Source organism: Citrobacter europaeus, assembly GCA_020099315.1.
Classification (GTDB): Bacteria; Pseudomonadota; Gammaproteobacteria; order Enterobacterales; family Enterobacteriaceae; genus Citrobacter; species Citrobacter europaeus.
Genome location: CP083650.1, coordinates 2,022,439 through 2,040,421 on the forward strand (window position 1 = coordinate 2,022,439; position 17,983 = coordinate 2,040,421).

Sequence of the window (17,983 nt, forward strand, 5' to 3'; positions counted from 1 at the left end):
ATGAAATAATTAGCGCAGACAATTTAGCAGGAGTTAACAATGTTTGCAGGTTTACCTTCACTCAGTCATGAGCAGCAGCAAAAAGCGGTAGAGCGTATTCAGGAGCTGATGTCGCAGGGGATGAGCAGCGGACAAGCCATTGCTCTGGTTGCTGAAGAGTTACGCGCCAGCCATACCGGCGAGCGGATTGTGGCGCGTTTTGAAGACGAAGACGAGTAACGCCGCTTATACCGCAGCGATAATCTTGATCTCAACTTTATATTTCGGGTTCATCAACCCGGCCTGAACGGTACAACGTACCGGCGCGTGACCCGCAACAACCCACGCGTCCCAGGCTTTGTTCATGGCGGCAAAGTCACTTTTGTCTGCCAGAAAAAGGGTGGCATCAAGAATACGTGACTTGTTGCTGCCCTGTTTTTCCAGCACCGCATCAATTTGCGCCAGCGTATTTGCCGTTTGTTCAAAGGCGTCTGCATCCAGATTTTCCGGCACGCCGGTGTAATACAGCGTGTTGTTGTGGATTACCACGTCGGACCAACGCGCTTCGGCATCAATGCGCACAATCGTCATAAATCATTCCTCATTTACGGGTTTTCAAATAGCTTTGGGTTGCGCCAAGACTGCCATAATGTTGTGCCCACGTCACCTCTTCAACTGGCGAAAGAGCCGCTGGCCTGACATAATCCCTGTTCAAATGAACAGGGGGCAGTGTGACGGACGATTTTGCAGCAGACGGTCAGTTGGCTAAAGCGATACCCGGTTTTAAACCGCGTGAACCACAGCGGCAGATGGCTTTCGCAGTCAGTCATGCTATCGAACAATCACAGCCGCTTGTTGTAGAAGCCGGAACCGGAACGGGTAAAACCTACGCTTATCTTGCCCCTGCGCTGCGTGCCGGAAAGAAGGTGATTGTCTCCACGGGCTCGAAGGCGTTACAGGATCAGCTTTACAGCCGGGATTTACCCACCGTGGCGAAAGCGCTGGAGTTCACCGGTAAACTGGCGCTGCTGAAAGGGCGTTCAAATTATCTGTGCCTTGAGCGTCTCGAACAACAGGCGCTGGCGGGCGGCGACCTGCCGGTGCAAACTTTGAGCGACGTCATCCTTCTGCGCTCATGGTCAAATCAAACCCTTGATGGCGACATCAGCACCTGCGTTAGCGTGGCTGAAGACTCTCAGGCCTGGCCGCTGGTGACCAGCACTAACGACAATTGTCTTGGCAGCGACTGCCCGCTGTATAAAGAGTGCTTTGTCGTTAAAGCGCGCAAAAAAGCAATGGATGCAGATGTGGTTGTGGTAAACCACCATCTGTTTCTCGCTGACATGGTGGTGAAGGAGAGTGGGTTTGGCGAGCTGATCCCTGAAGCGGAGGTGATGATCTTCGATGAAGCGCACCAGTTACCGGATATTGCCAGCCAGTACTTTGGTCAATCGCTCTCCAGTCGCCAACTGCTGGATCTGGCGAAAGATATCACCATTGCCTATCGCACCGAGCTGAAAGACACTCAGCAACTGCAAAAATGCGCCGACCGCCTGGCGCAAAGCGCTCAGGACTTCCGCCTACAGCTTGGCGAGCCGGGCTATCGCGGAAACCTGCGGGAACTGTTGGCTGACCAGCGTGTACAACGCGCGTTTTTGTTGCTCGATGACACGCTGGAGCTGTGTTACGACGTGGCGAAACTGTCCCTCGGACGTTCGGCCTTGCTGGATGCCGCGTTTGAACGCGCCACGCTTTACCGCGCTCGTCTGAAGCGCCTGAAAGAGATCAACCAGCCGGGCTTCAGCTACTGGTATGAATGCACCTCCCGCCATTTCACCCTTGCGCTGACGCCGCTCACGGTGGCGGATAAATTTAAAGAAGTGATGGAACAAAAGCCGGGCTGCTGGATTTTTACCTCCGCGACGCTGTCGGTAAACGATGATCTTCACCACTTCACCGCGCGGCTGGGTATTGAAGATGCCGAGTCGATGCTGCTGCCAAGTCCATTTGATTACACCCGCCAGGCGCTGCTGTGCGTGCCGCGTAATCTCCCGCAAACCAATCAGCCGGGGGCTGCGCGTCAGTTGGCATCCATGCTGCGTCCCATTATCGAAGCGAATAACGGTCGCTGCTTTATGCTGTGTACCTCACACGCGATGATGCGCGATCTGGCTGAACAATTCCGCGCCACCATGACGCTCCCTGTACTGCTGCAGGGCGAAACCAGCAAGGGACAACTGCTACAGCAATTTGTCAGCGCAGGTAATGCGTTACTGGTTGCCACCAGCAGCTTCTGGGAAGGCGTGGACGTGCGCGGCGATACGCTGTCGCTGGTAATTATCGATAAACTACCGTTCACCTCGCCGGACGACCCGCTGTTAAAAGCACGGATGGAGGACTGTCGTTTGCGCGGCGGCGATCCGTTTGAAGACGTTCAGTTGCCGGATGCGGTCATCACCCTGAAACAGGGGGTGGGCCGTTTGATTCGTGACGCCGACGATCGCGGGGTGCTGGTGATTTGCGACAATCGTCTGGTGATGCGGCCTTACGGCGCCACCTTCCTGGCGAGCCTTCCTCCTGCGCCGCGTACGCGTGACATTGCTCGCGCTGTTCGCTTTCTTGCCATACCAACGACTGAGTAATTTGTAACGGAGTGTGGTAAGATGCGCGCCAAATTTATTTGACCTGATCATAAACACCCATGCGAATTCTGGCTATCGATACCGCCACAGAGGCGTGCTCTGTTGCCCTGTGGAATGACGGTACTGTCAAGGCTCATTTCGAGCTTTGCCCACGAGAACACACCCAACGAATTTTACCGATGGTCCAGGAAATCCTGGCCGCTGGCGATCTCACGTTAACCGATATCGACGCCCTGGCGTTTGGTCGCGGTCCCGGCAGTTTCACCGGCGTACGTATTGGGATTGGCATTGCTCAGGGGCTGGCGTTAGGCGCGAATTTACCCATGATCGGCGTCTCCACCCTGGCGACAATGGCGCAGGGAGCCTGGCGTAAGTCGGGTTCGACCCGCGTACTGGCTGCAATTGACGCGCGAATGGGCGAAGTCTACTGGGCTGAATACCAGCGTGATGACAACGGAAACTGGCGCGGCGAAGAAACCGAAGCGGTGTTAACCCCCGAGCAGGTGCATGAGCGTTTACTGCAGCTGTCTGGCGAGTGGGTAACGGTCGGCACGGGCTGGCCTGCGTGGCCTGAACTTGGCAAAGATAGCGGTCTGATGCTCCGCGATGGCGACGTTTTGCTTCCAGCGGCTGAAGATATGCTGCCTGTTGCCACGCAAATGCTGGCTGCCGGTAACACCGTGGCGGTTGAACATGCTGAACCGGTTTATTTACGTAACACCGTCGCGTGGAAGAAACTTCCCGGTAAAGAATGAATCTTAGTAGTACATCCCCGGTTAATTCGCGCAGGCGTCAGTACGCAACATGGTGAACAGGCCGGGGCAGAAGCTAAGAAAAGGGAGTCGCAATATGGCGGTGCAAAAGCAGTTCTTGAAAGGTGTGTTGGCGGGAGCATTAGCGTTAATGCTTAGCGGCTGCGTCACCATCCCGGATGCAATTAAAGGTTCGAGCCCAACGCCGCAGCAGGATCTGGTGCGGGTAATGAATGCGCCGCAGCTGTATGTCGGTCAGGAGGCGCGTTTCGGCGGCAAAGTGGTGGATATTCAGAACCAGCAGGGGAAATCTCGTCTGGAAATAGCCACCGTTCCTCTTGATAGCGGAGCGCGACCCGTGCTGGGCGAAGCCTCCCGCGGGCGGATATATGCTGATGTAAATGGCTTCCTCGACCCGGTGGACTTTCGCGGGCAACTGGTTACCGTCGTCGGTCCGATTAGCGGTACGGTGGACGGAAAAATCGGTAATACGCCGTATAAATTTATGCTGATGCAGGTAACCGGTTATAAACGCTGGCATATTACTCAGCAAATTGTTATGCCGCCTCAGCCTATCGACCCCTGGTTCTACGGTGCGCGTGGCTGGCCTTACGGTGGCTACGGCGGATGGGGATGGTACAATCCCGGCCCGGCACAGGTTCAGACCATAGTAACTGAGTAACTCTTTGTATTATTGGTAAAAGAAACAGCGGCTCGTCCGCTGTTTCTGCATTAACGTGGATATAAGAAAAATAAATAGTGACGTGCTTCGCAACCTTGTCGTTGTGTAATAAACAAACTGGTACGCTGAGTTAATATTATGTTAACAGTTTGTTTATTGCCTGGGGTTGTGATGACGACGAATACGCATTTTAGAGGTGATGTATTGAAAAAGGTTTGGCTTAACCGTTATCCCGCTGGTGTTCCTGCGGAGATCAATCCTGACCGTTATCAATCCCTGGTGGAACTCTTTGAACACTCAGTAAGACGGTATGCCGATCAGCCCGCGTTCGTAAACATGGGGGAGGTGATGACCTTCCGCAAGCTTGAAGAGCGGAGCCGGGCATTTGCGGCCTATTTACAACAAGGCCTGGGGCTGAAAAAGGGCGATCGCGTCGCGCTGATGATGCCGAACCTGCTGCAATATCCGGTCGCACTGTTTGGGATTTTACGTGCCGGCATGATCGTCGTGAACGTTAACCCGCTTTACACGCCTCGCGAGCTGGAACATCAGCTTAATGACAGCGGCGCGTCGGCGATTGTCATCGTGTCCAACTTTGCTCACACGTTGGAAAAAGTGGTCGACAAAACGTCGGTACAACACGTGATCCTGACGCGTATGGGCGATCAGCTGTCGACCGCAAAAGGGACGCTGGTCAACTTTGTCGTCAAGTATATCAAACGGCTGGTGCCGAAATATAACCTGCCGGATGCCATCTCGTTTCGCAGTGCGCTGCAAAACGGTTATCGCATGCAGTATGTGAAACCCGAAGTTGTGTCGGAAGATCTGGCGTTCCTGCAATATACCGGCGGGACAACCGGCGTGGCGAAAGGCGCGATGCTCACGCACCGCAACATGCTGGCTAACCTGGAGCAGGTTAACGCCACCTACGGCCCGTTGCTGCATCCGGGCAAAGAACTGGTGGTAACGGCTCTACCGCTGTATCACATTTTTGCGCTGACGATGAATTGCCTGCTGTTTATTGAGCTGGGTGGTCAAAACCTGCTGATTACTAACCCGCGTGATATCCCAGGACTGGTCAAAGAGCTGGCGAAGTATCCGTTTACCGCGATGACCGGCGTCAATACGCTGTTTAACGCGCTGCTGAATAACAAAGAGTTTCAGCAACTGGATTTCTCGTCACTGCACCTTTCAGCAGGCGGCGGCATGCCGGTTCAACAAGCGGTAGCTGAACGTTGGGTGAAGCTGACGGGGCAGTATCTGCTGGAAGGCTATGGTCTGACGGAGTGCGCCCCGCTGGTGAGCGTCAACCCTCACGATATCGACTACCATAGCGGCAGTATCGGGTTACCGGTTCCTTCCACCGAGGTCAAACTGGTGGATGACGACGACAACGAAGTGCCGCCGGGAGAACCGGGCGAACTGTGCGTGAAAGGTCCGCAGGTGATGCTGGGCTACTGGCAGCGACCAGACGCCACTGACGAAATCGTCAAAGATGGCTGGCTGCACACTGGCGATATTGCGGTGATGGATGACGAAGGCTTCCTGCGTATTGTCGATCGTAAGAAAGATATGATCCTGGTCTCCGGCTTTAACGTTTATCCGAACGAAATTGAAGACGTGGTTATGCAACATCCTGGTGTGCAGGAAGTAGCTGCAGTTGGCGTTCCGTCCGGCAGCAGCGGTGAAGCGGTGAAAATTTTCGTGGTGAAGAAAGACGCCTCGTTAACCGATGAAGCGCTGGTTACTTTCTGTCGTCGTCACCTGACGGGCTATAAAGTACCGAAGCTGGTTGAGTTTCGCGATGAGTTGCCGAAATCTAACGTCGGTAAAATTTTGCGACGAGAATTACGTGACGAAGCGCGCGCCAAAGTGGACAATAAAGGCTGAGCGTTAAGTCAGCCAGCAGAAAACGCCGGGTAATCCGGCGTTTTTTTTGGCGTAAACCTAAGAGAGCACGATTTGAATTATCAAATGATCACCACGGACGACGCGTTGGCCACGCTGTGCGAAGCCGTCCGTGAATTTCCGGCGATAGCCCTGGATACCGAATTTGTTCGCACACGTACCTATTATCCGCAGTTGGGGTTGATCCAGCTGTTTGATGGCAAACACGTTGCTCTGATTGATCCGCAGGGGATCACCGACTGGTCGCCATTGCGCGATATTCTGCGTGATACCGCCATCACCAAATTCCTGCATGCGGGCAGTGAAGACCTGGAAGTGTTCCTCAACGCTTTTGGCGAACTTCCGCAGCCGTTAATTGACACACAAATTCTGGCCGCTTTTTGCGGTCGTCCGCTGTCGTGGGGCTTTGCCGCGATGGTGGAAGAGTTTACGGGCGTGGCGCTCGACAAAAGCGAGTCGCGTACCGACTGGCTGGCCAGACCGCTGACCGAACGTCAGTGCGAATATGCGGCGGCTGACGTCTGGTATCTGTTACCGATCACCTCAAAGCTGATGGCTGAAACTGAAACCAGCGGTTGGCTGCCAGCCGCGCTGGACGAATGCCGCTTGATGCAACAGCGTCGCCAGGAGATTCTGGCACCTGAAGATGCCTGGCGCGACATCACCAACGCCTGGCAACTGCGTACCCGTCAGTTAGCCTGCCTGCAACTGCTTGCCGACTGGCGGCTGCGTAAAGCGCGCGAGCGCGATCTGGCGGTAAACTTCGTGGTGCGTGAAGAACATCTGTGGGCGGTGGCACGTTATATGCCGGGCAGCCTGGGTGAACTGGATAGCCTGGGTCTTTCCGGAAGCGAAATTCGCTTCCACGGCAAAACGCTGATCTCGCTGGTAGAAAAGGCCCAGGCTTTACCGGAAGAGTCGCTGCCGCAGCCGCTACTGAATTTGATGGATATGCCAGGATATCGCAAGGCGTTCAAAGCCATCAAGGCGCTGGTTGCCGAAGTGAGTGCGGAACAAAATCTTAGCATCGAACTGTTGGCTTCCCGCCGTCAGATCAACCAGTTGCTCAACTGGCACTGGAAATTAAAGCCGCAGCAGACCCTGCCGGAGCTGGTTTCCGGCTGGCGTGGCGAACTGATGTCCGATCGTCTCAACGCGCTACTGCAGGAATATCCGCAGTAAGTCACCAGACTCGCCGGGTCGCGCCATTGCTGACCCGGCCTGCGAACGCTACAAATCAAGTACCAGGCGCTTACCTTTGGCGCGAGAGCAGCAAATGAGCATGCTCTGCTGGCTGGCTTTTTCGTCGTCGCTAAAGTATTGATCGCGGTGATCCGCTTCCCCTTCAAGAATCGTTGTTTCGCAGGTGCCGCACACGCCTTCCCGGCACAGACACTCAACGCGTGCAGCTTTGTTATTTTCGATAACCTGCAAAATGGTCATCTCTTCCGGAACCACAAACTCGCGCCCGGAACGCGCCAGCACCAGGGTGAAGGCGTCGCCGCTTTTATCTTCCAGCGCAAATTGTTCGAAATGTAGCGTATTGCTATCCAGCCCATGGCGGGAAGCCGCTTCTCTGACGGCATCGTTGAGCACCGCTGGGCCACAGGTATAAATATGCGTGCCGGGTTTAACATCGGCCAGCAGGCGTGCTAAATCAAGGCGGGTGCCGGCGCTTGAGAGGTGCAGATGAATGCGACCGGCGCTGGGGTACTGCAGGAGTTCGTCATGAAATGCGCAGTTGTCCAGGCTGGGAGAGCAATAATGTAGCTGCCATTCTGCCTGAGAGTGTTCCAGCTCCGGGATCTGCGATAAAAACGGTGTGATGCCGATACCTCCGGCAATCAACAGATGTTGTTGTGCCTGAGGGGCGAGGGCGAACAGATTGTTTGGCGTGGAGATCGTGAGCGTGTCGCCGGGTTTCACCTTTTGATGCAGATATCGCGAGCCGCCTTTGGACGCCTCCTCCAGTCGTACGGCGATTTGCCAGGCGCTGGTATCGAAGGGTGAACTCATCAGCGAGTACGCATTGCTGTATAGGTTCTCGCCATCGCGCATCTGTACGATGATATGGCTGCCACCCTGAAACGCAGGCAACGGCTGGCCTGAGGTCGCCATTAGGGTGAAGCGTTTTACCTGCGCGGTAATGGTCTCAATCCGACTGACCCGGACTTCTTGCATTTGATAATCAGACATTGCGGCACTCCCTAAAAAATCTGTCCGGCGCGGTTCAACGACGCGCCGGTGTCTGTCGTTACAGCCCCGGGTTATTCCTGAAACACCTGCGCGACCAGATTATGGAAATGGGCAATGCCATGCTCGGAGATGCCGCTGCCGCTGGTGTCCGCCATAATGCGGCCCTGACCGCGATACCCGCGCGATTTCAGCCCCTTTTGCACGCTTTCAACCAGACGTAAATCTTCAGGACGAAAGACGTTGCGATACCATTCGATCAGTTGTTTCTGCTCTTCGGTCAGCTCTTCGTTGGTGAAGTAAATGTCATAGTTTTGCAGCGTGGTTTCCGCATCCACCGGGAATTCGTAGATAACGGTCATCATGCCTTTGATTGGCGTGACGTTGAGCATGGTGCATGGCCACAGCCAGAAACCGTGGAAGGCGGCATCAACACCTTCTTCGAACTTAAATGACTGCTCTGACGGTTTGGCGAAACCGTGTTGCAGCGTCCAGTTGCCGTGCATGGTGTGCCAGTAACGGTCAACCTGAACCGAGTCGGAAAAACCTGGGTGGGCCGGGCCGCAGTGGTAGCACTCCAGATAGTTGTCGACAATATTCTTCCAGTTTGCCGGGGTACGGGTCGTAAAGCGCGCCGCCAGTTTCAGATCATGCACGTCAGGGCAGGCTTCGATAACTTTGTCTGCAAGACCAGGGAGTTGTTCTTCTACGCTGCCTGCGTTCGGATCCATGTTGATAAACACGAATCCGGCATACTCTTCCAGACGTACAGGGGTAAGGTGCGCTTTTTCGCTGTCGAAGTTGGCGACATTTTCGCAGTTACGCGCATGCGCCAGATTGCCGTCAAGTTTGAACGCCCATGCGTGGTAAGGGCAGGTAATTACATTTTTCGCTTTCCCTTCGCCGCTCAACAGCTGATGACCGCGATGCGGACAAACGTTGTAGAACGCGCGCAGCACGTTATCGCGACCCCGTACCAGCACGATGTTCTCGCCAATCACTTCACGGGTAACATAATCATTGGGCTTTGCCAGCTCGCTACTGTGGGCGACGCAAATCCAGCTTTTAGCAAACACTTTCTCTTGTTCGTGCTCGAAGGCCTGATGGTCGGTATAAAACCGGGCAGGGATAGTCCAGGCGTCCTGCGGGTTGGCACAGAAATTTTGCGGCAGAATAAACTCAGGGCTTAGATTGCTCATTGGAATACCTTTTAATTTGTGAGTAAGAGGGTTTTATACTGGCGCTTAATTGTCGCCTTTGAGTAATGTCCCGGCCGTTGGCGCAACGGGGGCGTTAACTGGCGTTTCGGGAAGATGACTTTCAATTTGATGCGCAGGAACGTGGGCATAGTCCTGCCGTACCCAGCGAAGAAAACCGCCGACTTTCACCAACAGAATGGCGAGGAAGGGAAGTGCGGTCAGAACCACCGTGGTCTTCATGGTTTCCAGGGATGCGCCGGTGAATAAAATCGATAAGGGGATCAGGGTGATGACCACGCACCAGAACAGTCGTAAGCTACGCTGCGGATCTTCCCCTTCCTGCAGGTTACGCGTGCTGGTGGCGGCCATGGTATAGGCGACGGCATCCATGTGCGAGGCAAGGAAAATAATCATGATCGCCAGATACGCCACCAGGAATAGTTTCCCGGCTGGCAACGACATCAACACTTGCTGTACGGCCGTTTCACCGCCCAGTGTCGCCATAACCTGCGGTACGTCGATCACACCGTTCACAAACTGGTGGATTGAGTAGCTTTCCATCACGCCGAAGAAGAACCAGCAGCCAACGGTACTACCGAGGATTAACGCCCAGATAACCTCTTTGATTTTGCGACCACGGGATACGCGAGTGACAAACATTGCCACGCCTGGGGTGTAGGAGATCCACCACAGCCAGTAGAACACCGTCCAGTTGCGGGTGAACTCACCGTTGCCAAGTGGATCGGTGAACAGGCTCATCTGCAAAAAGTTTTGTGTCGTCAGACCAATGGCGTTGATGATGTTATTGGTGATAAATTCGGTCGGGCCGACGATCAGCACCAGCAGCGGCAGTAAGAATGCCCCCCAGCCGACCATTTTGCTCAGACGTTGCAAACCGTTATTGATGCCAATCCAGGAGCTCATGCAGAAAATGCCGCCAGAGAACAGGATCACAAACGCCTGCATGGTGAAGTTATCCGGCAAACCCGTGAGGGCAGATAAACCGCGGGTAAAGGTGGCGGCGGTGACAACCAGAGAGATGGTTAACGCGCCAACTGTTGCGATCAGGAACATCAAATCAACCAGGCGACCCCACACGCCCTGCGGATGGACGCCGGTGATAGCGGCAATAATTCCGGACAGGCTCAGCCCTTTGTTTTTACGCACATGAAAGTGGTAGGCCATTGTTAGTGAGGCCAGGGTATAAGTCGCCCAGGCGCTGATCCCCCAATGGAAAAAGGAGTAGGGTAAGCTATATTCCAGCGCTTTTTGCGAATGCGGCGCGATATTCAGACCCGGAGTCTGGTAATAATAGGCCCACTCAGCAACACCCCAATAGAGTGTTGAGGAGCCTAATCCGGCACATATAAACATAAACAGCCAGGACAGCGTGCTGTATTCCGCTTTCCCTTCACCCAGACGAATGTTGCCGTATTTGCTGGTAGCCAGCCAGACGACCAGACCCATCGCCATCAGAACGAGGATCTGCAAGGCGGAACCCAGCATCCGGGTAACTCCGTTAAAAAGGGTATTTGCGACTTGTGCAGACTGCTGAGGGAAGAGACTAAGCGTGGCGGCGATGAAAAGAATAGCCACCAGGCTGATGGCTATCAGCGGCATGTCTTTTTTCTTTACGTTGCTCAACATGGGATCTCCTGGGCACAGTTGCCCGCGTATGGCATTAGCCTGTCGTTGTTATCATGCTGTAGGGAATCAGTGATTTTGTATTTAACAATTTTATTATTTGTTCTTTACATGAATTAAACAATTGCCCGATGCGTGAAGCAATAAAACACGGAACGGAAATAATAAAAGGTGAATTGGCGCAGGTTATTGGCGGCATAAAACGCATAAAAAAGCCGCGTCAGTGACGCGGCTCATATTTCGTGGTTTGACCTCTAACGCAGTGCCTGAGCGATGGCTTCACCTACCTGTTGGGTGGTGGCGTTGCCTTTCATATCTGGCGTTTTCGGGCCGCTGGCAATGACCTGCTCAATTGCCGCCAGAATACCGTCGTGGGCGGCTTTATAGTTGGCATCACCGTTGCCAAGGAAGTCGAGCATCATGGCGCCAGCCCAGATAGTCGCAATAGGGTTGGCGATATTCTTGCCGTAGATATCGGGGGCCGAACCGTGTACCGGCTCGAACAGCGACGGGAAGGTGCGCTCCGGATTTAAGTTGGCAGAAGGCGCAATGCCAATCGTTCCGGTACAGGCCGGGCCAAGATCGGAGAGGATGTCGCCAAACAGGTTGGAGGCAACCACGACGTCAAAACGCTCCGGCTGCATCACAAAGCGGGCGCACAATATATCGATATGCTGTTTATCCCAGCGGATCTCGGGATAGTTAGCCGCCATTGCTTCCACGCGTTCGTCCCAGTAAGGCATGCTGATGGCCAGGCCGTTCGATTTGGTTGCTGAGGTCAGGGTTTTGCGTGGGCGGTTTTGCGCCAACTCGAAAGCGTAACGCAAGATACGATCCACGCCACGACGGGTGAAGACCGATTCCTGGATAACCACTTCGTGTTCGGTACCTTCGCTCACACGTCCGCCGAGGGCAGAGTATTCTCCCTCAGTGTTTTCGCGTACGACGTAGAAATCAATGTCGCCTGGCTGCTTGCCAGCCAGTGGGCAAGGGACGCCCGGAAACAGGCGCACCGGGCGCAGGTTGACGTACTGGTCGAATTCGCGACGAAACTTAAGCAGCGAACCCCATAATGAGATGTGGTCAGGCACGGTGTCCGGCCAGCCAACCGCGCCAAAATAGATAGCATCAAAGGATTGCAGCTGCTCATGCCAGTCATCCGGCATCATCTTGCCGTGATGGGCGTAGTATTCGCAGCTGGCCCATTCCATTTGCTCAAAGCTGAGCGACAACCCCCAACGCTCGGCGGCTGCCTGCAACACATGAATGCCCTCAGGCAGAACTTCTTTACCAATGCCATCTCCGGGGATAGCGGCGATACGCCAGGTTTTCTTCATAGCAGCTCTCACTTGTACGCCATCAAAATTGACTTTCCCCTTATCCTATAATTGACTGATTAATAGTTAATCCCCCTAACTGGTGAAACATAAAACACAGATCATGAATAATCTTCCGCTGCTAAATGATTTACGCGTCTTTATGCTGGTTGCCCGTCGTGCAGGATTTGCCGCCGTTGCCGAAGAGCTGGGCGTCTCACCGGCTTTTATCAGTAAGCGCGTTGCCCTGCTGGAGCAAACGCTGAATGTAGTGCTGCTGCACCGGACAACGCGGCGCGTAACCATCACGGAAGAGGGGGAGCGGATCTACGAATGGGCGCAGCGGATCCTGCAGGATGTCGATCAGATGATGGATGAGCTATCAGATGCCAGGCAGATCCCGCAGGGGATGCTACGTATTATTAGTAGCTTTGGTTTTGGCCGCCGGGTGGTGGCTCCGGCGCTGTCTGCGCTGGCAAAAGAGTATCCGCAATTAGAACTGCGGTTCGATGTTGAAGACCGCCTGGTGGATATGGTGAATGAGGGCGTCGATCTTGATATTCGTATCGGGGATGATATCGCGCCGAACCTGATTGCCCGCAAGCTGGCGACTAACTACCGTATTCTGTGCGCCTCGCCGGAATTTGTGAGGCAGCATGGGACGCCGAAGCAACTCAACGATCTCTCCACTTTTCCTTGTCTGGTCATCAAAGAGCGCGACCATCCGTTTGGTATCTGGCAAATGCGCAATAAAGAGGGCGCGCATTCGATTAAAGTTACGGGGCCTTTGTCGTCTAATCATGGCGAAGTGGTACATCAGTGGTGCCTTGATGGGCAGGGAATAGCTCTGCGGTCATGGTGGGACGTTTGCGACAACATTGCCAGCGGCAATCTGATACACATATTGCCCGAGTATTATCAACCAGCAAATATTTGGGCGGTTTATGTTTCCCGGCTGGCGACGTCGGCAAAAATCCGTATTACGGTTGAGTATTTGCGCCGCTATTTTACCGAAAACTATCCAAAGTTTACTTTGGAATAAAGGTGCAGCAGCCTGGCAAGAAACAGAAAATAAAAAAGGCAGAATAATCTGCCTTTTTTGTAACGATGACTCTCTGAGCAAAGCCGTTATTTAGATTCTTCGGCTTCAGGTAATGTCACGTTCAGTTCGAGGATAGAAATATCGCCGTCTTTTTGCTCAAGCTGTACGGTGACCATTTCAGGATCAATTTGTACATACTTGCAGATAACCTCGAGAATATCTTTCCTCAACTGCGGTAAATAATGTGGCTCGGCGTCACTACGACGGCGTTCCGCAACAATAATCTGCAGTCGCTCTTTAGCGATGTTCGCTGTGCTCTTTTTCCGCGAGAGAAAAAAATCCAGTAATGCCATAACTTATCCTCCGAACAGGCGTTTGAGGAAACCTTTCTTCTCTTCTTCAATGAAGCGGAAAGGACGTTCTTCTCCCAACAGACGGTCTACGGTATCAGCATAGGCTTTACCGGCATCGGCATTGATGTCGAGAATAACCGGCTCACCCTGGTTAGACGCGCGCAGGACTGACTGATCTTCAGGAATCACGCCAACCAGCTTGATTCGCAGAATTTCCAGTACGTCTTCCATGCTCAGCATGTCACCTTTATTTACGCGGCCAGGGTTGTAGCGCGTCAGCAACAAATGCTCTTTAATCGGATCTTCACCGTTTTCCGCACGACGAGATTTCGACGCCAGAATACCCAGAATACGGTCAGAGTCACGTACAGAGGAAACTTCCGGGTTAGTGGTGATAATCGCTTCATCGGCAAAATACAGGGCCATCAGCGCACCGGTTTCAATACCCGCCGGGGAGTCGCAGACGATGAAGTCGAATTCCATCGTTTTCAGGTCGTCCAGAACTTTCGCGACGCCTTCACGCGTCAGCGCGTCTTTATCGCGAGTCTGTGAGGCCGGAAGAATAAAGAGATTTTCGGTACGCTTATCTTTGATTAACGCCTGATTTAACGACGCATCGCCCTGAATAACGTTGACGAAGTCATAAACGACGCGGCGTTCACAACCCATAATCAGATCAAGGTTACGCAGGCCGATATCAAAATCAATAACGACAGTTTTCTTTCCCTTCTGGGCCAAACCTGTAGCGATGGCCGCGCTGGAGGTGGTTTTGCCAACGCCCCCTTTACCCGAAGTAACAACAATAATGCGTGCCATAGAAATTCCTTGTTAAAAAGGGATCAATTCAACGGTTGAACTGTCAAAGCGTTCTCTGCTAATTGCAGACGGGCCGCTTTGCCATAAAATTCTGCTGGGATTTTATCACTCAGCCAATAAACACCTGCGATAGACACCAGTTCTGCCGTCAGATGGGTACAAAAAATTTGCGCTTCCCGATCGCCGCTTGCGCCTGCCAGCGCACGGCCTCTCATCATGCCATAAACATGAATATTACCATCAGCGATAAGCTCTGCGCCTGCACTGACGTGGCTTGTAACAATCAGATCACATTGTGGAGCATAAATGCGCTGACCGGAACGAACCGGCACATTTATTAATCGTGTTTTTGTGATGGGAGTAACGTTTTGCGGCGGAGCAACGGGAGCCGGGGTCTCAACAGGCGCAGAACGAATAGCTTTTTCTTTACCTTCAGTCAGTAAAGGAAGGCCCATTTCGTCGATTTCAGCCTTGAGTCTGGCGTCTTTGCATCCGCTAACGCCAATAATGCGCAATCCGGTAGACGTAACAACTTTCTGCAGCGCTGACCAGTTGACCGGGCTTTCAAGACCACTCACGTTAACCACCACGGGAGCATGTTTTAAAAAAGCCGGCGCCTGCGCGATTTTGTCTTCCAACGCCTGACGAATAACCTCGGGTTCTGCTTCATGTAAATGAACCACTGATAAGGTGAAGCTACTGCCTTTAAGCTCGATTGGCGTGTTTGACATCCTGGCCTTACTCAATTTGCTATTTATCATCCCCAGCGCGGGGTGATATTCCGAAGACTATAAGGCATGTTATAGTCAGTATTATATTGAGGCAAGCCACCATTCCGTGAATTCAGAGTAAAAGATATGTTTTGTGTGATCTACCGAAGCAGCAAACGTGACCAGACCTATTTATATGTCGAAAAAAAAGACGATTTCTCACGCGTTCCTGAAGAACTGATGAAAGGATTTGGTCAGCCGACGCTGGCAATGATGTTACCGCTTGATGGTCGAAAAAAATTGGTTAATGCCGATCTTGAAAAAGTAAAACAGGCCCTGGCCGAGCAGGGCTATTATTTACAAATACCACCGCCGCCAGAAGATTTACTTAAACAGCATCTGGCTGCGACAAAACAAAATACACCAGACGCTAAACGTTAAACTGCATCCGCCAGCAGCACGTTCCATCGATGCAGTACCTGAAATCTATGACTACGTTAGGGGAAAGTAATGTATCAACATCACAACTGGCATGGTGCTCTGCTGGATTATCCGGTGAGTAAGGTGGTTTGCGTAGGAAGTAACTATGCCAACCATATTAAAGAGATGGGCGGAACCCCCCCCGAAGAGCCGGTGCTGTTTATTAAACCGGAAACCGCACTGTGCGATTTACGCCAGCCGCTGGTGATCCCATCTGATATGGGGTCGGTTCACCATGAAGTTGAGCTGGCTGTGCTGATTGGCGCGACCCTGCGACAGGCGACGGAAGATCATGTGCGCAAAGCCATCGTGGGTTATGGCGTTGCACTGGATCTGACCCTGCGCGATATCCAGGGCAAAATGAAGAAAGCGGGGCAGCCATGGGAAAAAGCGAAGGGTTTTGATAACTCTTGCCCGCTGTCAGGATTTATTCCCGTAGCGGAATTTAACGGCGATCCACAGGATACGATGCTCGGGTTAACGGTCAACGGTGAACAGCGTCAGCACGGCTCCACGGCGGATATGATCCATCAAATCGTTCCTTTGATTGCCTATATGAGTCGTTTCTTTACCCTCAAAGCGGGTGATGTTGTGCTGACGGGCACGCCAGCAGGCGTGGGGCCATTAAGCAGCGGTGATGAACTGGCGATCAGTTTTAACGGTCAAACGCTGACGACCCGCGTACTGTAATCTCTGCTTGCCGCCTTTTCGGGCGGCAAAACTTGCATCAGCGTGCCAGACTGGTTATAAGGTGCAGCTTTAATGCAATAGCGGAAACCCTGATGAGCGACATACCTTTCTGGCAAAGTAAAACCCTTGATGAAATGACCGATGCCGAGTGGGAGTCATTATGTGACGGGTGTGGTCAATGCTGCCTGCATAAGCTGATGGATGAAGACACCGACGAAATCTACTTTACCAACGTCGCGTGTAAGCAACTCAATATCAAAACCTGTCAGTGCCGTAATTACGAACGTCGATTCGAGTACGAGCCTGACTGCATCAAACTGACGCGCGATAATTTGCCGACTTTTGAATGGTTGCCAATGACCTGCGCGTATCGTCTGCTCGCGGAAGGTAAAGGGCTGCCGGAGTGGCATCCGTTGCTGACGGGGTCTAAAGCGGCGATGCACGGTGAACGTATCTCAGTTCGTCATATTGCGGTGAAAGAATCGGAAGTACGTGACTGGCAGGATCATATCCTGAACAAACCTTCATGGGCGGACTGAGCCGCCCATCGATTAGCAGGCGTTAAGGTTTAAGACTTTTTCGCCTGATACATCTCATCGGAGTGGTTGTCATCTTCCACCCAGAAGTTAATGTTGAATTGTGCGTCGTCGCTTAATTCAACACGATGCCAGTACTGCGGTGGGCTGGTCGCGAACTGACCGGCATTAATCACTACCTTCACTTCGGGCTCTTTTGCGTCTTCATTGGCAAAGCCATAATACGTTACCGTACCTTCCATTACACAGAGCTGACCAAACACGCCTGCTGCGGTGTTATGGTGAGAAAGAAGTGCTGCCGGGACGTTGTCTTTGGTAAAGAAGGGAGTAGAGCGTTTCACTTTCCAGTTTGCCGGGATGCGTAAATGGGACATAAGACATCTCCTTCGTGTGGCATCTATAAGATGTATTTAATATACATTTTATAGATGCCAGCAGGCAATGGATTTAAGGCAAAAAAAACGCTCCCGAAGGAGCGTCTCTGTTAGCGACCGAAGAGGTCACGTTTTTTCGGTTTAAACGGCTGTGCTATGAATACCAGCACGGCGACCACCAGGTAAGCGGCGAAGATCCCCAACAGCCACTGTGGCATTTCCAGGGTTAAAAAAGACCACTGGCGTTCAGCACAGTCACCGGATGCTAAAAACACCTGCGGCAGCCATTTGTCCAGCGGCAGCCAGCTCGGGAAGCGGGCTGCAAAATCACAGGTCATGAACGGTGATGGGTGCAACTGAATCATGGTGTGCTCATACGCTAACTGAAGCCCACGCCAGGCACTGTAAATCCAGATTATCATCGCCACATAGCGCAGCGGTGTCTTTGGCGCGATAGCCCCCACCAGCCCCGCACCCATCACGCCGAATAATGCGCTACGTTCGTAAATACACAACACGCAAGGTTTTAGCAGCATGACGTGCTGGAACCACAGCGCAACGAGTTCCAGCGCAAAGGCGGTTAACGCCAACAATAACCATGCTCCACGACCTCGGGAGCATTGGTTTAAAAATCGCAACATAATAATTTCCCTGCAACATGCGTAGA

The 17,983-nt window shown here is 52.9% G+C and carries 20 protein-coding genes; 10 read left to right on the forward strand and 10 right to left on the reverse strand.

Annotation, left to right across the window (positions count from 1 at the left end):
* The first annotated feature begins 39 nt into the window (after positions 1–39).
* A complete protein-coding gene (locus tag LA337_09565) occupies positions 40–219 on the forward strand; it encodes a YoaH family protein (protein ID UBI17911.1) in 180 nt (59 codons plus the stop codon).
* Positions 220–225: 6 nt separating this feature from the next.
* Here LA337_09565 and LA337_09570 read toward each other — a convergent pair whose 3' ends face one another.
* Positions 226–570 (reverse strand): RidA family protein, encoded by a 345-nt coding sequence (locus LA337_09570; protein UBI17912.1) that lies wholly within the window; start codon positions 568–570, stop codon positions 226–228.
* Positions 571–710: 140 nt separating this feature from the next.
* On the opposite strand from LA337_09570, the gene LA337_09575 reads away from it, so the two are divergent.
* The 5 genes from LA337_09575 (at position 711) to rnd (ending at position 7,145) form a co-directional block, all read left to right on the forward strand.
* Positions 711–2,621 (forward strand): ATP-dependent DNA helicase, encoded by a 1,911-nt coding sequence (locus LA337_09575; protein UBI17913.1) that lies wholly within the window; start codon positions 711–713, stop codon positions 2,619–2,621.
* Between the two features lie 59 nt (positions 2,622–2,680).
* Positions 2,681–3,376 carry a tRNA (adenosine(37)-N6)-threonylcarbamoyltransferase complex dimerization subunit type 1 TsaB gene (gene tsaB, locus LA337_09580; GenBank protein ID UBI17914.1) on the forward strand — a complete coding sequence of 232 codons (696 nt, stop codon included), beginning with the start codon at positions 2,681–2,683 and terminating at the stop codon, positions 3,374–3,376.
* Positions 3,377–3,470: 94 nt separating this feature from the next.
* Complete coding sequence (locus tag LA337_09585; GenBank protein UBI17915.1) at positions 3,471–4,055, forward strand: Slp family lipoprotein; 585 nt, start codon at positions 3,471–3,473, stop codon at positions 4,053–4,055.
* A gap of 204 nt (positions 4,056–4,259) precedes the next feature.
* The gene (gene fadD / locus LA337_09590; protein ID UBI17916.1) at positions 4,260–5,945 is read left to right on the forward strand and encodes a long-chain-fatty-acid--CoA ligase FadD; all 1,686 of its coding nucleotides are present in this window, start codon (positions 4,260–4,262) and stop codon (positions 5,943–5,945) included.
* 84 nt (positions 5,946–6,029) lie between these two features.
* On the forward strand, positions 6,030–7,145 hold the full coding sequence (gene rnd, locus LA337_09595; protein UBI17917.1) for a ribonuclease D: 1,116 nt from the start codon (positions 6,030–6,032) through the stop codon (positions 7,143–7,145).
* 48 nt (positions 7,146–7,193) lie between these two features.
* Here the strand turns inward: rnd and LA337_09600 are convergent, their stop codons facing one another.
* From LA337_09600 to LA337_09615, 4 genes are all read right to left on the reverse strand, one after another.
* The gene (locus LA337_09600; protein ID UBI17918.1) at positions 7,194–8,159 is read right to left on the reverse strand and encodes a PDR/VanB family oxidoreductase; all 966 of its coding nucleotides are present in this window, start codon (positions 8,157–8,159) and stop codon (positions 7,194–7,196) included.
* Positions 8,160–8,230: 71 nt separating this feature from the next.
* A complete protein-coding gene (locus LA337_09605) occupies positions 8,231–9,355 on the reverse strand; it encodes a ring-hydroxylating oxygenase subunit alpha (protein ID UBI17919.1) in 1,125 nt (374 codons plus the stop codon).
* A 45-nt stretch (positions 9,356–9,400) separates the two neighbouring features.
* Positions 9,401–11,002: a BCCT family transporter gene (locus LA337_09610; GenBank protein ID UBI17920.1), complete on the reverse strand. Its 1,602-nt coding sequence runs from the start codon at positions 11,000–11,002 to the stop codon at positions 9,401–9,403.
* Between the two features lie 251 nt (positions 11,003–11,253).
* Positions 11,254–12,336 carry a tartrate dehydrogenase gene (locus LA337_09615; GenBank protein ID UBI17921.1) on the reverse strand — a complete coding sequence of 361 codons (1,083 nt, stop codon included), beginning with the start codon at positions 12,334–12,336 and terminating at the stop codon, positions 11,254–11,256.
* 103 nt (positions 12,337–12,439) lie between these two features.
* Between LA337_09615 and LA337_09620 the strand changes: the two genes are divergently transcribed.
* Entirely contained in the window at positions 12,440–13,357 is a 918-nt protein-coding gene (locus LA337_09620) for a LysR family transcriptional regulator (protein UBI17922.1), read from the forward strand.
* 86 nt (positions 13,358–13,443) lie between these two features.
* On the opposite strand, the gene minE is transcribed toward LA337_09620, so the two are convergent.
* Genes minE through minC form a run of 3 tightly spaced genes read right to left on the reverse strand, consistent with a single transcriptional unit; the run spans position 13,444 to position 15,257 of the window.
* Positions 13,444–13,710 (reverse strand): cell division topological specificity factor MinE, encoded by a 267-nt coding sequence (gene minE, locus LA337_09625; protein ID UBI17923.1) that lies wholly within the window; start codon positions 13,708–13,710, stop codon positions 13,444–13,446.
* 3 nt (positions 13,711–13,713) lie between these two features.
* Positions 13,714–14,526 carry a septum site-determining protein MinD gene (minD, locus tag LA337_09630; protein UBI17924.1) on the reverse strand — a complete coding sequence of 271 codons (813 nt, stop codon included), beginning with the start codon at positions 14,524–14,526 and terminating at the stop codon, positions 13,714–13,716.
* Between the two features lie 23 nt (positions 14,527–14,549).
* Positions 14,550–15,257 carry a septum site-determining protein MinC gene (minC, locus tag LA337_09635; protein UBI17925.1) on the reverse strand — a complete coding sequence of 236 codons (708 nt, stop codon included), beginning with the start codon at positions 15,255–15,257 and terminating at the stop codon, positions 14,550–14,552.
* A 126-nt stretch (positions 15,258–15,383) separates the two neighbouring features.
* Here minC and LA337_09640 point away from each other — a divergent pair, with 126 nt between their 5' ends.
* From LA337_09640 to LA337_09650, 3 genes are all read left to right on the forward strand, one after another.
* The gene (locus LA337_09640; protein ID UBI17926.1) at positions 15,384–15,677 is read left to right on the forward strand and encodes a YcgL domain-containing protein; all 294 of its coding nucleotides are present in this window, start codon (positions 15,384–15,386) and stop codon (positions 15,675–15,677) included.
* 69 nt (positions 15,678–15,746) lie between these two features.
* Positions 15,747–16,406: a fumarylacetoacetate hydrolase family protein gene (locus LA337_09645; GenBank protein UBI17927.1), complete on the forward strand. Its 660-nt coding sequence runs from the start codon at positions 15,747–15,749 to the stop codon at positions 16,404–16,406.
* Between the two features lie 92 nt (positions 16,407–16,498).
* The gene (locus LA337_09650; protein ID UBI17928.1) at positions 16,499–16,945 is read left to right on the forward strand and encodes a YcgN family cysteine cluster protein; all 447 of its coding nucleotides are present in this window, start codon (positions 16,499–16,501) and stop codon (positions 16,943–16,945) included.
* A 29-nt stretch (positions 16,946–16,974) separates the two neighbouring features.
* Here the strand turns inward: LA337_09650 and LA337_09655 are convergent, their stop codons facing one another.
* A complete protein-coding gene (locus LA337_09655) occupies positions 16,975–17,316 on the reverse strand; it encodes a DUF1971 domain-containing protein (GenBank protein ID UBI17929.1) in 342 nt (113 codons plus the stop codon).
* A gap of 110 nt (positions 17,317–17,426) precedes the next feature.
* A complete protein-coding gene (dsbB, locus tag LA337_09660) occupies positions 17,427–17,957 on the reverse strand; it encodes a disulfide bond formation protein DsbB (protein ID UBI17930.1) in 531 nt (176 codons plus the stop codon).
* Positions 17,958–17,983: the final 26 nt, after the last annotated feature.